Here is a 12,477-nt window from a genome sequence, read left to right as displayed (position 1 = left end):
GTCAACCGACATTATGATAAGCAGAACGCGGCGCCGGGCGTCGCGTCAACGAGGACACGACATGCTGGTCATCCCCGCCATCGATCTCAAGGACGGCAAGTGCGTCCGCCTCAAGCAGGGCCGGATGGACGATGCCACGACCTACGGCGACGACCCGGTCGCCATGGCCGCTCGCTGGGTCGACACCGGCGCACGCCGCCTGCACCTGGTGGATCTCAACGGTGCCTTCGAAGGCAAGCCGGTCAACGGCGCAGCGGTGACCGCCATCGCCCGAGCCTACCCCGAGCTGCCGATCCAGATCGGCGGCGGTATCCGCAGCGCCGCCACCATCGAACATTATCTCGATGCCGGCGTCTCCTACGTGATCATCGGCACCCAGGCGGTCAAGGATCCCGAGTTCGTCACCGAGATGTGCCGGCTCTTCGAAGGCCACGTGATTGTCGGCCTCGACGCCCGCGACGGCTTCGTCGCCACCGATGGCTGGGCCGAGGTCTCGAAGGTCAAGGCCACCGAGCTGGCAAAGCGCTTCGCCGACTCCGGCGTCTCCTCCATCGTCTATACCGACATCGCCCGCGACGGCATGATGCAGGGCGTCAATCTCGACGCTACCGTGGAGCTCGCCCGCGAGGGCGGTCTGCCGGTGATCGCCTCGGGTGGGGTGACCAACCTCGACGATATTCGCGCTCTGGCACGCGTCGCCGATGCCGGTATTCTCGGTGCCATTACCGGGCGCGCCATCTACGAGGGGAGCCTCGATGTCGCGGCTGCCCAGCAGCTATGCGATGACCTCAGCGCCACCTCGACCGGAGGACAGTAACCATGGGCCTGGCCAAACGCATCATTCCCTGTCTCGATGTCGACGCCGGCCGCGTGGTCAAGGGCGTCAATTTCGTCGGCATCCGTGACGCCGGCGACCCGGTGGAGATTGCCAAACGCTACAACCAGCAGGGTGCCGACGAGATCACCTTTCTCGACATCACCGCCAGCCATGAGGACCGCGGCACCACGGTGGAGATGGTCGGGCGCATCGCCGGCGAGGTTTTCATCCCGCTGACGGTGGGCGGCGGCATTCGCAGCTGCGAGGATATCCGCACCATGCTCAACGCTGGCGCGGACAAGGTCTCGATCAATACCGCCGCGGTGACCAACCCCGACTTCGTGCGTGAAGCCGCCGAGCGCTTCGGCAATCAATGCATCGTGGTAGCCATCGATGCCAAGCGGGTCAGCGGCGAGGGGGAGGCGCCGCGCTGGGAGATATTCACCCATGGCGGGCGCAAGCCGACCGGCCTGGATGCCATCGAGTGGGCGAAGAAGATGGTCGCCTACGGTGCAGGCGAACTGTTGCTGACCAGCATGGACCGCGACGGCACCAAGGCAGGCTTCGATCTCGGCGTGACTCGCGCCATCAGTGACGCGGTGAGCGTGCCGGTCATCGCCTCCGGCGGAGTCGGCAATCTGGACCATCTGGTGGCCGGCGTGAAGGACGGGGGGGCCGACGCGGTACTCGCCGCCAGCATCTTCCACTTCGGCGAGTACACCATTCCCGATGCCAAGCGCTACATGGCCGAGCACGGCATCGAAATGCGTCTGTAAGGGGAACTGGCCGCCGCTTCGCGCGAAGGGTTACAGCCAGCCCAGCTTGCGTCCTTCACGCAGTCCCTTGTCGAGCTGACGATCGGCGAGATTTCGAATCTCGTCGAGCAGCGACTCATCGACGTCCGCCTCCTGCGACTGGCTGGCAAGCCAGTGCGTCAGATTGTACAGGTCGTGCTGGCGACCGAGCCGCTTGGCGAGACGCTTGAGCTGCCGAGGATCCTCCTTGGCCGGCTTGTCTTCGACCTGCTCGCGCATCTGTTGCTGGTAGGTCAGGTACTTCACCCATTTGCGCCAACGATGGCACTGTTCCGCATCCCGGCTCTTGGCGCAGCGACGGGCTAGCCGCCGTGCCTTTTTCCGGGTCAGCTTGAGCCCCTTGCGCATCCGCTGGGGCGTCAGCGGCTCGGCTTCCCAGTGCTGCCACTCCTGGTCGAACTCGGTATCCAGCGCCTGCCGATCCGCGTCGATTTCCGTCTGGCCGGCCTGGGCCGCCAGCGAGGCCCGCAAGCGTGCCAATACGGGACGCCATGGCGGAGTGACGCGGGGCATGACCCAGCCCAGCATGGCGTGACGTACTGCCGCTTCCCGGGAACCCTCCAGCGACTTGGCGATATGCTTGGGCGTTTCCTCGCGCATCTTGACCGTTGCCTTGGGCTGATCCGTGCGGTGCAGCTGCCAGGCGGCCTGCAAGCGCTTGCAGGTCAGGCGCAGTTCATGAATGTCGTCACCGTCCAACGGCGAAGACAGGCGCCGGTGCGCTTCATCGATCAGGGCGGCAAGATAGTCCCGATAGGTCATGGTTCTCTCCTTGGCTCGATTATCACGTACCGGGCTTATCACGTGCCGGGCGTCACTCCAGGCTCAGCCCCAGGTTGCTGACGCCTTCATTGCGCCCCAGCCGGCGTAGCGCCTTGAGCGTGTCTCGATCGAGCTCGTCCTCCACCATTTCCAGTACCGTGTCCTGAAAGTCGCGCTCGTCTTTCATCAGCTCATGGCTGCGGATGCGGCTCTCGGTCTGCTCGGCGTCATCCTCTTCGCGCCCTTCGGTCATTTCGATGAAGGCTCGCACACCATCCCCGGAAACCCGACTGACATCCAACGGAGCATCGGGCACCTCTGATTGCAGGGCATCGAGAATCGCCGACAGCGCCATGACCGTCTCGACTGCCCGCCGGGCGCCGAAACTATCGTCATCTCCGGGCGGCTCGAGCAATGCGAGCTTCTCCGCCTGTCGGGCAAAATCGATACGCGCCTCACTGACCAGCAGTGTCTCCCAGACGAGATCCAGAATGCCGCGCAGGGCACCGGCATCACCATGGCCGCTGGCCTGACTGTACAGCGCATAGTTGGGCAGCAAGCGCTGGGTAAGCGTCGCCATGTAAGCCAACTGGCGGCGCCTGTCGAGCTGGCGCAGGCGCTCGTTGAAGCCTGTCCGCGATCGGTTCATATCCCGCTTTCCTTCTCGTTTTTTTGCCTGCATCACCGGTTCATGGCCACATCAGAGCGTCGGGCACCCGTCCGCCGCTGTCGAAGACCACCCCCTCGGCACGCAGCTTCTCGCGCTGTCGGACCGCCCCTTCATGCTCCGTGACGCGCCGACTGGCGTTGATCACCCGGTGCCAGGGCAGGCCATGGCCGGCGGGCAGATGCCGCATGGCGCTGCCCACCATCCGGGGTGTCGCCCCTTCGGTCATCTTGGCGATCCGCCCGTAGGTGGTGACGCGCCCCGGCGGAATCTGCGCGACAATAGTATATATCTGCTCGAGCACTTCAGGCCGCGGCATACCCTTTCTCCCGGGTCGGAAACGTTGCAGTACTGGACGTCGCCTCCGGCCTTATCCATCATGGATCCATGCATATCTACTTTCTTCAGCACACGCCGTTCGCCGGTCCCGCCCGTCTCGCCGACTGGCTGGCCGGCATGGGACACAGCTACAACACGAGTCATCTCTATGCTGGCGAGGCTCCGCCGCGCTTCGAGGACTTCGATGCCCTGATTCTGCTGGGCGGCCCTCCCGAGTCCGGCGATACGACGCCGGACTGGCTCAAACGCGAGCGCAAGCTGCTGGCCCGTGTCCTCAAGAGCGGCAAGCCGCTGCTGGGCATTGGCTTCGGCGCCCAACTGATCGCCGAGAGCCTGGGCGCCATCGTCTCGCCCGGCACCTATGCCGAAACCGGATGGCACGCCGTGACCCTGGCGCCGGAAAGCCCTTTCGACCTGCCGGAGAGCTTCGAGGCCTTTCACTGGCATCGCGACATCTTCGGCCTTCCCGAAGATGCCCTGCCACTCGGCTACAGCGACGCCAGCCCGGTTCAAGGATTCGCCTGGGACCGGGGACGCGTCCTGGCCCTGCAGTGCCATCTGGAGATGACTCCGACTATGGCCGAAGCCTTGCTCGCCCATGATCGCGAGATCCAGGCGGCCGGAGGCCCTTTCGTACAGGGGCGCGAAGAGATGCTGGCCACGCCGCAACGCTTCGATCGTCTCGCCTCACTGCTCGATCGCGTCATGATGCATTGGCTGTCACCGATGCGTACAGCCTAGTCACGCTTCTGCCAAGACCTCGCAAAGGCCAGACAACTGTCCCAATCGCCCACATGCAGCGCCTCGCGCGGATAGCGCTCGAGCTGGTGGCGATACATGGGGTCGTAGTACTCGGTAAGCAGCGGTGCCAGCCAGGCTTCGTGCGCCTGGCGGTTGCCCGCCGCATGCTCGCGGAAGGCCAATGCCTGGAGCCGTTGCAGACGCTGCAGACGTGCGCTCCCCAGGCGCTTCCTGAGCCGGGCCAGCGCGCTCGACAACTGCTTGCGCATCAGCGCCCAGCCCAGCCAGTCGCCGTACTGGTGCCGGTAGATCGCCCACAGGTCATCGATGTAGTCCTTGCGGATCTGCTCGAGCCGCCAATCCAGCGGCATCTCCACACGGATTCGCGGCGCCTGCTCCATCCCCCGCCAGAACGTCAGCGGAATGTTGATGCGACCGATCTGTCGCGACTCGTCCTCGACGACACAAGCCGGTGGAATCTCGAGTATCCGCCGGCCCATGGCATGCTCGAAGTCGATCTGCGCCGGAGCCTGAAGCGGATGACGGCCAAAGGCGGAGCCCTTGTGGCGAGCGCAGGCCTCCAGGTCGAGGCCGGTATCGAGGCGCTGGATCAGCTCCGTCTTGGCACAGCCGGTCAGCCCGGCCACGACCAGCATGGGGCGCTCGGCGGCGGCATCGATTTCACGACACAGCGCCTGACGCATGGCCTTCCATCCGCCCTGGATCCTCGGCACCTCGATACCGACCTCTCGCAGCCACTGCTGGACCAGCTGCGAGCGCAGCCCGCCACGAAAGCAGTACATCACGGCGTCCGGATGAGCCGCGACAGCATCGCGCCAGTCACGCAGCCGTGCCTGGCGGATACCGCCCGACACCAGACGGTTGCCGAGCTCGATGGCCGCGGCCTGACCGGATTGCTTGTAGGTCAGCCCCACCTGATGGCGCTCCTCGTCGTCCATCAACGGCAGGTTGATGGCACCGGGCAGCGCGCCCTGGCGGAATTCGACGGGTGCGCGCACGTCGATCAACAAGCGTCCCTCGCGCAGCAGGGCAACATCCGGCTCGATCAGCTCTGGCTTCACCCGACGACCTCGATCAACGCCTCGCCACGCGGGCGAACGCACTCGCCAAAAGCCTCGAGCGTCAGACCGTGAGCCCGGCCGATACGCTCCACATCGTCGGCCCAGGCCGGGTCCACGGCCAGCAGCAGCCCACCCGAAGTCTGCGGATCGCACAGCCACTGCCAGTGCGCCTCGTCCATCTTGGGCAGGCTGGTGCCCAGCGCCTGGCGGTTACGCTCGGTCCCGCCGGGTAGCGCGCCCTGGCGGCGGTAGGCTTCCGCCTCGGCCAGGCGGGGAATCTTGCCGAAATCGACATGTGCCGCCACACCGCTTGCCGAGCACACCTCGCTGAGATGTCCCGCCAGCCCGAAACCGGTCACGTCGGTCATGGCATGCACGCCCTTGACACGTGCCAGCTCGGCGCCGATGAGATTGGGTTCGAGCATCGTCTTGCGCGCCAGGTCATGGTGCCCGGCTTCCAGCAATCCGCGTTTCTCGGCGGTGGTCAGCATCCCGATACCCAGTGGCTTGGTGAGATACAGCAGATCGCCGGGCTTGGCGCCCTTGTTGAGCTTGAGGTGTTCGAGATCCACCAGCCCGTTGACTGCCAGACCGAAGATCGGCTCCGGCGAATCGATCGAGTGGCCCCCCGCCAATGCCAGGCCAAGCTCCCGGCATACCGACTGGGCGCCGGAAATCACGTCGCCGGCAATGTCCGCCGGCAGCTTGTCCAGCGGCCAGCCGAGAATCGCCAGCGCCATGACCGGGGTGCCGCCCATGGCGTAGACATCGCTGATCGCATTGGTGGCGGCGATGCGGCCGAAGTCGAAGGGATCGTCGACGATCGGCATGAAGAAATCGGTCGTCGCGATCATGCCGCGCCCATCGCCCAGGTCATAGACCGCCGCATCCTCGCGCCCCTGATTACCGACGATCAGTCGGGAGTGGGACGCCACGGGTCCCGCCTTGGCGAGAATGCTGTCGAGCACGTCCGGAGCGATCTTGCAGCCGCAACCGGCTCCGTGGCTGTATTTGGTCAGTCGAATGGCGCTCATCGCTCTCTCCTTGCTAATCCTGAGCACATTGTACATAAGCCGCACGGTAACCGTTCACTCTTGCCGTCCCGGCATGTGACGGTGGCGGCCGCGAGGTATCGAGCCCCGCTTCTTCAAAGTCTAGGGGGAATGGCGGCACTCGGCGAAGGGAGTCACGGAACACGCTCAACGGCGGCAAGCGTCTTTCCGCGGCGTTAAAGCGCCTCGAGCGCTTCGGCCAGCTTGTCCACGGCGATGACCTGCATGCCCGGCGGGGATTTCTTGGGCGCATTGGCCCGAGGCACGATGGCACGGGTGAAGCCGTGCTTGGCCGCCTCGACGATACGCTCCTGTCCGCTGGGGACGGGACGGATCTCGCCGGACAGACCGACCTCACCGAACACCACCAGTTCGCGCGGCAGCGCTCGGCTCTGCAGACTGGAGACGACGGCCAGCAGCACGGCCAGATCGGCGCTGGTCTCGAGTACCTTGACGCCACCCACCACGTTCAGGAATACGTCCTGATCGCCGGTGAAGAGCCCGCCGTGCTTGTTCAGTACCGCAAGCAGCATGGCCAGGCGATTCGGATCGAGCCCTACCGCGACGCGCCGGGGATTGCCCAGTGCCGATTCGTCGACCAGCGCCTGCACTTCGACGAGAATCGGCCGCGTCCCCTCCCAGACCACCATCACGAGGCTGCCGGAAGCCTGTTCTTCGCTGCGCGAAAGGAAGATGGCGCTAGGGTTTTTCACTTCCTTGAGCCCGTGCTCGAGCATGGCGAACACGCCCAATTCGTTGACGGCGCCAAAGCGGTTCTTCTGCCCGCGCAGCGTCCGAAAGCGCGAATCGGCTCCGCCCTCGAGCAGCAGCGAGGCGTCGATCATGTGCTCGAGCACCTTGGGCCCGGCCAGCGTGCCGTCCTTGGTCACATGCCCGACCAGCAACAGCACGGTATTCGTCTGCTTGGCGAAGCGTGTCAGAGCTGCAGCGGATTCACGCACCTGGGCCACGCCGCCCGGGGCCGAGCTGATGTCCTCGAGGTGCATGGTCTGGATGGAGTCGATCACCAGTATCTCGGGGCGTTCACGCTCGGCCACGGCAAGAGTGGTCTCGACACTGGTCTCGGCCAACATCTTCAATCCGCCTACCGGCAGCTGCAGACGATGAGCCCGCATGGCAACCTGAGACAATGACTCCTCACCGGTGACATACAGCACCCGGCGACTCTGGGCCAGATTGCAGGCGGCCTGCAGCAGCAGCGTTGACTTGCCGGCACCGGGATTGCCCCCCAGCAGCACCGCCGAACCCGGGACCATGCCGCCACCCAATACCCGATCGAACTCGCCGAATGTCGACGACAACCGCGGCACCTCGGTAAGGTCCACGGCCGCAAGATCCACCACCTCACGCGAGACGATACCGGCGTAACCGCTGCGCCCCGTGGTAGCAGGAGCCGCTCCCGGACGCGCCGTCGACAAGCGTATTTCGGTGAGGGTATTCCATTCGCGACAGCTCGAGCATTGCCCCTGCCACTTGCTGTACTCCGCACCGCATTCGGTGCATACAAAGGCACTCTTCGTCTTTGCCATGCTGGCGTTCGCTCTCCTGCCGGCCAACAACGCCGGCTCATACCTATCCTGCTGAAGCAGAAACGCGCGGGGCGGCCCATGGCCGCCCCGTACATGCTCCACATCGGTGGATTACTGGCGTTGCAGGCGCAGTGTCTCACCATTCTGGAAACGCCGCCGCTGCGGATCGATCAGTTCCAGCGTATCGCCATCGATCTTCTGGAAATAATAGATCTGCCCTTCGCCGCTCGGTGTCAGCTCGTAGACGGTCGCCTGCGGGTCGACAGCGGTGCCGGTCAACACATCCCACTGCCCCTGATACTCCTCGGCAGGAGGATTCTGGGGGTGTTCGCGATAGTCGGCATTGAGCGTAAAGGTACGCTCTTCAGCGGGTGCGCTCTCACTGCCGTTCAACTGCACGGTAAGATCGATTCCGGCGCAGTTGCGACACGGCAAGGTCCCTTCATAAACCGCGACATTCTCGGCCTCGGGACTCGTCGCTCCGCCGCCTCCCTGGGGAGACTGCGCCGCACACCCCGCCAGTACCGCCAACATGGCGGAGCTGGCCAGTAACGTCCTGAACTGCATATAGTCCTCCTAACCAATGGGCCATGGGCCGCTTATGCGTCCGCATATCGACAGGATAGCGGTAAGCCGTGCAGCCTGACACCCCCTGACGCTATCGACTTACGACAATGTGGAATAGTCGATGTAGCCTTCGGCGCCTCCACCATAGAATGTACTGGGATCCGGTTCGTTCAAGGGAGCCTTGCGACGGAAGCGCTCGACCAGATCGGGATTGGCGATATAGGGGCGACCAAACGCTGCGGCATCCCCCAGCCCGTCGGCAATCAACTTCTCGGCACGCTCTGCAGTGTAGTGGCCGCAATAGATCAGCGCACCCTGGAAGCGATCACGCACTGCACGGCGGAACGCATCGTCCAGCTGGGGCCCCGAGCCGGTCCAGTCGGGCTCATTGATATGCACGTAGGCAATCTTGCGACGTGACAGTTGCTCCATCAAGTAGTAGGTCATTTCTTCGGGCTCATCGTCGGAAAGACCGAAAATCTCGATGAAAGGCGACAGGCGGATGCCGACCCGGTCGGCTCCCATCACTTCGCTGACGGCGTCGACGACTTCCAGTACCAGGCGAGCCCGATTGACCAGGTTGCCGCCGTAGCGATCGGTGCGCTTGTTGGAACCGGTGGCCAGGAACTGCTGCAGCAGATAGGCATTGGCGGCATGGACCTCCACCATATCGAAACCGGCGCGCTTGGCACGCTTGGCCGCTTGACGGTAATCATCGATGAGGCCGGGAATCTCGTCGGTTTCGAGCGCACGAGGCGTGCTGGTAGGGTGCTGACCGGCACTGCCATCGGCGAACTCCACGAAGCAGTTGGCCCCTTCGGCACGCAAGGCACTGGGCGCGACCGGCTGCCGCCCTTCGGGCTGAATCATCTCATGAGAGATACGTCCCACATGCCAGAGCTGCAGGGCCATGCGCCCACCGGCATTGTGCACTGCGCCGACGACTTTCTTCCAACCCTGCTCCTGGGCATCGGTCCAGATCCCCGGGGTGTAAGCATAGCCCTGTGCCGTTGGCGAGATATTGGTCGCCTCGCTAATGATCAGGCCTGCATCGGCACGCTGGGCGTAGTAGGTCGCCTGCATGTCACCCGGAACGCTATCCGGCGTGCGCGAGCGCGTCAGGGGAGCCATGATGACGCGGTTGGGGAGTTCGACTCGCCCCAGCGTGACGGGGGAAAGCAGTTGTTCGTAAGCCATGAATCCTCTCTCTGACAGATGAGCAATGATTACAACATGTGGCCATTAGGGAACTAATCAAGGTCACGAGTCGGGAAGATTGTTAAACGACGTGATAGGAAAAAATCATCGCCAAGGTAAGCGGCATGACGATAAGGCTGCCCAGGTTGCCAATCAGCACCAACGAAGCCACTTTATGTGGCTCCTGACGATACTGCTCTGCCACGAGATAATTGAGAACGGCGGGAGGTAGCGCAGCGAACACCCAGAGGACGGCAGCATTGAGGCCTTGCAGCTCCAGCACTACCGATAAAGGCCAAGCCAGCAGGATACCGCTCAGAGGGCATAACAACGCGCCCAGTACACCGGTCTTCCAGTCGCTCAGGTCGATATCCAGCATGCGGACTCCCAGCGCGAACAGCATCAGGGGAATACTGACGCTCCCCAGCATGTGCATCGCCTCCAACAACCACGCCGGCAGGTGAATATCCGCCAGGTTGGAAGCCAGTCCCATCAGACTCGCGAATACGATAGGCATGCGCAGCAGGCGCCAGAGAGGCGTGCGGGGGGCCAGTATCCGTAGCCCTACCGAAAAGTGCAGCAGCATCTCGACGATAAAGACCACCACGGCAGCGGGCAGAGCCGCGTCACCAAACGCCAGCACCAGAAGAGGAATCCCCATGTTGCCGGTATTATTGAACATCATCGGGGGCAGAAAGGTACGGGGATCGTACTTTAGCAGGCGCACCAATGGCCACAACAGTGCGCCGGAACCCAGAACGATGACAGCGGCAGCCAGCGCCAGACGCCCGTACTCCTCAAGCGGGGCCTGGCGATCTGCCATAACCGAAAATATCAGCAGCGGAACGAACAGCTCCATGTTCAGCGTGTTCAGACTGCGGATGTCGGGCTTGCGGAACCTGCCGTAAAGCGCGCCGCAGGCGGCGATCAGAAAAACCGGCAGTAAGGTAGCGAAAATCTTGGCGAGCATACGTGACGTTCCCTGTTGTACGTTAGGCTCCGGTATGTGCCACAGCTTGCGCGGTTTGCCCCGCCGCGTCACCATGACATGAGATCTACCCACACCCATGCGAGTGACCATGAGCAAGTTCTGGAGTCCTGCGGTACGCGAACTGACGCCCTACGTGCCGGGCGAGCAGCCGCGCGAGCGGCTGATCAAGCTGAATACCAACGAGAACCCCTACCCGCCGGCGCCGGGCGTCGAACAGGTACTGCACGAGTATCCGATCGACCACTTGCGCCTCTACCCGGACCCGGACGCCACGTCGCTGCGCCAGGCGCTGGCGGATACCTATGACGTCTCCCCGGAGCAGGTCTTCGTGGGCAACGGTTCCGATGAGGTCCTGGCCCTGGCCTTTCAGGCCTTCTTCCGGCAGGCAGCCCCCTTGGCAATGCCGACGATCACCTACAGCTTTTATCCGGTCTATTGCAAGCTCTACGGTATCGATTACCGGCAGGTTGCTCTGGACGCGCAGTGGCGTGTATCGCTGGATGCGTTTACCAACGAAGACGGGGGGGTGATTTTCGCCAATCCCAACGCACCGACAGGACATGGACACTCACAAGAAGCCATCTCAGGCCTTCTTGAACGTGTCACCGACTGCGTCGTGCTAGTGGATGAGGCCTATGTGGACTTCGGTGGTGAAAGCTCGGTCCCGCTGATCAAGCGCCACTCCAACCTGCTGGTCACCGGTACGTTTTCCAAGTCCCGCAGCTTGGCGGGGTTACGTCTGGGATATGCCATCGGTTCGTGTGAACTTATCGAAGGGCTGGAACGGGTCAAGAATTCGTTCAACTCCTATCCCCTCGATAGCCTGGCGATCGCAGCGGGTGTTGCGGCGCTGCAGGATACGGCGCACTTCGATGCCTGCCGTGAGCGTGTCATGACGACCCGGGAGCGGACGTGCCGGCAGCTCGAATCATTGGGCTTCGAGGTCCTGCCGTCACAGACCAACTTCGTGCTGGTACGCCACCCTGAGCTCGAGGCCGGCGAGATATTTGCCGGCCTGCGCGAACGCGGCATTCTGGTCAGGCATTTCAACACCACGAGCCTGCGCGATTTCCTGCGCATCACGATCGGCACCGATGACGAGATGGCCAGCCTGATCGAGGCGCTGGAGGCGTTGTGCCGTTAGGCTCGCCCCTTCCGGGCATGAGCCCGGTTTCCGCCGGGCGCCTCTGCGGCCGCCGGGAACCGGTCGGAAGGCTGACGGCCGGCCAACGCAAAAACCCCCTGTCCGTATGGACAGGGGGTTCGAAGAGGTGCCTGACGATGACTCAGCCGGCGTTCCGGGACTCTCCATGAGGAGATCCCTTGCTTTCCTCCACACCAATGAAATACCCCAGCTTCTTTCGAAGCTGGGGTACGGTATAGGTGCCTGACGATGACTCGGCCGGCGTTCCGGGACTCTCCATGAGGAGACCCCCTGCTTTCCTCCACACCAATAAAATACCCTAGCTTCTTTCGAAACTGGGGTACGGTATAGGTGCCTGACGATGGCTCGGCCGGCGTTCCGGGACTCTCCATGGGGAGACCCCTTGCTTTCCTCCACACCAATAAAATACCCCAGCTTCTTTCGAAGCTGGGGTACGGTATAGGTGCCTGACGATGACTCGGCCGGCGTTCCGGGACTCTCCATGAGGAGACCCCTGGCTTTCCTCCACACCAATAAAATACCCCAGCTTCTTTCGAAGCTGGGGTACGGTATAGGTGCCTGACGATGACCTACTCTCGCATGGGGAGACCCCACACTACCATCGGCGCTGAGCGGTTTCACTGCTGAGTTCGGCATGGGGTCAGGTGGTTCCCGCACGCTATGGTCGTCAGGCGTAACTGGTGTCGTCCCGCGAGGCCTTCCGGCCCGCCGCGCGACGACGCAACATGGATC

At 63.4% G+C, this 12,477-nt stretch carries 13 protein-coding genes and 1 rRNA gene; 4 read left to right on the top strand and 10 right to left on the bottom strand.

The annotated features are described in order from the left end of the window. Window positions 1-61 precede the first annotated feature (61 nt). Window positions 62-817 (top strand): 1-(5-phosphoribosyl)-5-[(5-phosphoribosylamino)methylideneamino]imidazole-4-carboxamide isomerase, encoded by a 756-nt coding sequence (hisA, locus tag ACYQ12_RS03080; protein WP_459867541.1) that lies wholly within the window; start codon window positions 62-64, stop codon window positions 815-817. A gap of 2 nt (window positions 818-819) precedes the next feature. Next, window positions 820-1,593, top strand: a complete 774-nt coding sequence (hisF, locus tag ACYQ12_RS03075; protein WP_459867538.1) for an imidazole glycerol phosphate synthase subunit HisF — start codon at window positions 820-822, stop codon at window positions 1,591-1,593. Between the two features lie 30 nt (window positions 1,594-1,623). Here the strand turns inward: hisF and ACYQ12_RS03070 are convergent, their stop codons facing one another. Genes ACYQ12_RS03070 through ACYQ12_RS03060 form a run of 3 tightly spaced genes read right to left on the bottom strand, consistent with a single transcriptional unit; the run spans window position 1,624 to window position 3,380 of the window. Further along, window positions 1,624-2,394, bottom strand: coding sequence for a CHAD domain-containing protein (locus ACYQ12_RS03070; protein WP_459867535.1), 771 nt, complete (start codon window positions 2,392-2,394; stop codon window positions 1,624-1,626). A 52-nt stretch (window positions 2,395-2,446) separates the two neighbouring features. Next, window positions 2,447-3,043 carry a YjaG family protein gene (locus tag ACYQ12_RS03065; RefSeq protein WP_459867532.1) on the bottom strand — a complete coding sequence of 199 codons (597 nt, stop codon included), beginning with the start codon at window positions 3,041-3,043 and terminating at the stop codon, window positions 2,447-2,449. A gap of 40 nt (window positions 3,044-3,083) precedes the next feature. Next, window positions 3,084-3,380 carry an MGMT family protein gene (locus tag ACYQ12_RS03060; protein ID WP_459867530.1) on the bottom strand — a complete coding sequence of 99 codons (297 nt, stop codon included), beginning with the start codon at window positions 3,378-3,380 and terminating at the stop codon, window positions 3,084-3,086. A gap of 68 nt (window positions 3,381-3,448) precedes the next feature. Between ACYQ12_RS03060 and ACYQ12_RS03055 the strand changes: the two genes are divergently transcribed. Continuing rightward, window positions 3,449-4,141, top strand: a complete 693-nt coding sequence (locus ACYQ12_RS03055; RefSeq protein WP_459867528.1) for a type 1 glutamine amidotransferase — start codon at window positions 3,449-3,451, stop codon at window positions 4,139-4,141. Here the strand turns inward: ACYQ12_RS03055 and mnmH are convergent. The 6 genes from mnmH to ACYQ12_RS03025 form a co-directional block, all read right to left on the bottom strand. After that, on the bottom strand, window positions 4,138-5,223 hold the full coding sequence (mnmH, locus tag ACYQ12_RS03050; protein WP_459867526.1) for a tRNA 2-selenouridine(34) synthase MnmH: 1,086 nt from the start codon (window positions 5,221-5,223) through the stop codon (window positions 4,138-4,140). The two genes, ACYQ12_RS03055 and mnmH, sit on opposite strands and share 4 nt — an antisense overlap. Further along, window positions 5,220-6,257 (bottom strand): selenide, water dikinase SelD, encoded by a 1,038-nt coding sequence (gene selD / locus ACYQ12_RS03045; RefSeq protein WP_459867523.1) that lies wholly within the window; start codon window positions 6,255-6,257, stop codon window positions 5,220-5,222. Before selD ends, mnmH begins: the two co-directional genes overlap by 4 nt. Before the next feature lie 194 nt (window positions 6,258-6,451). Then, window positions 6,452-7,825 carry a DNA repair protein RadA gene (gene radA, locus ACYQ12_RS03040; protein ID WP_459867520.1) on the bottom strand — a complete coding sequence of 458 codons (1,374 nt, stop codon included), beginning with the start codon at window positions 7,823-7,825 and terminating at the stop codon, window positions 6,452-6,454. 111 nt (window positions 7,826-7,936) lie between these two features. After that, window positions 7,937-8,392 (bottom strand): copper resistance protein NlpE N-terminal domain-containing protein, encoded by a 456-nt coding sequence (locus ACYQ12_RS03035; RefSeq protein ID WP_459867517.1) that lies wholly within the window; start codon window positions 8,390-8,392, stop codon window positions 7,937-7,939. 99 nt (window positions 8,393-8,491) lie between these two features. Continuing rightward, window positions 8,492-9,589: an alkene reductase gene (locus tag ACYQ12_RS03030; protein ID WP_459867514.1), complete on the bottom strand. Its 1,098-nt coding sequence runs from the start codon at window positions 9,587-9,589 to the stop codon at window positions 8,492-8,494. A gap of 82 nt (window positions 9,590-9,671) precedes the next feature. Then, entirely contained in the window at window positions 9,672-10,559 is an 888-nt protein-coding gene (locus tag ACYQ12_RS03025) for an AEC family transporter (RefSeq protein ID WP_459867511.1), read from the bottom strand. A gap of 109 nt (window positions 10,560-10,668) precedes the next feature. Here ACYQ12_RS03025 and hisC point away from each other — a divergent pair, with 109 nt between their 5' ends. Further along, entirely contained in the window at window positions 10,669-11,724 is a 1,056-nt protein-coding gene (gene hisC / locus ACYQ12_RS03020; protein WP_459867508.1) for a histidinol-phosphate transaminase, read from the top strand. 577 nt (window positions 11,725-12,301) lie between these two features. Here the strand turns inward: hisC and rrf are convergent. After that, window positions 12,302-12,417 (bottom strand): 5S ribosomal RNA (gene rrf / locus ACYQ12_RS03015). Window positions 12,418-12,477 lie beyond the last annotated feature (60 nt).

This window comes from Halomonas shantousis (assembly GCF_054654615.1).
This window is presented reverse-complemented; position numbering and strand designations above follow the sequence as displayed.

Coding starts and splice junctions, on each gene's coding strand:
- ACYQ12_RS03070 (WP_459867535.1), bottom strand. CDS start 2,394: ATGACCTATCGGGACTATCTTGCCGCCCTGATCGATGAAGCGCACCGG.
- ACYQ12_RS03060 (WP_459867530.1), bottom strand. CDS start 3,380: ATGCCGCGGCCTGAAGTGCTCGAGCAGATATATACTATTGTCGCGCAG.
- selD (WP_459867523.1), bottom strand. CDS start 6,257: ATGAGCGCCATTCGACTGACCAAATACAGCCACGGAGCCGGTTGCGGC.
- ACYQ12_RS03030 (WP_459867514.1), bottom strand. CDS start 9,589: ATGGCTTACGAACAACTGCTTTCCCCCGTCACGCTGGGGCGAGTCGAA.
- hisC (WP_459867508.1), top strand. CDS start 10,669: ATGAGCAAGTTCTGGAGTCCTGCGGTACGCGAACTGACGCCCTACGTG.
- ACYQ12_RS03065 (WP_459867532.1), bottom strand. CDS start 3,043: ATGAACCGATCGCGGACAGGCTTCAACGAGCGCCTGCGCCAGCTCGAC.
- ACYQ12_RS03025 (WP_459867511.1), bottom strand. CDS start 10,559: ATGCTCGCCAAGATTTTCGCTACCTTACTGCCGGTTTTTCTGATCGCC.
- hisF (WP_459867538.1), top strand. CDS start 820: ATGGGCCTGGCCAAACGCATCATTCCCTGTCTCGATGTCGACGCCGGC.
- radA (WP_459867520.1), bottom strand. CDS start 7,825: ATGGCAAAGACGAAGAGTGCCTTTGTATGCACCGAATGCGGTGCGGAG.
- hisA (WP_459867541.1), top strand. CDS start 62: ATGCTGGTCATCCCCGCCATCGATCTCAAGGACGGCAAGTGCGTCCGC.
- ACYQ12_RS03055 (WP_459867528.1), top strand. CDS start 3,449: ATGCATATCTACTTTCTTCAGCACACGCCGTTCGCCGGTCCCGCCCGT.
- ACYQ12_RS03035 (WP_459867517.1), bottom strand. CDS start 8,392: ATGCAGTTCAGGACGTTACTGGCCAGCTCCGCCATGTTGGCGGTACTG.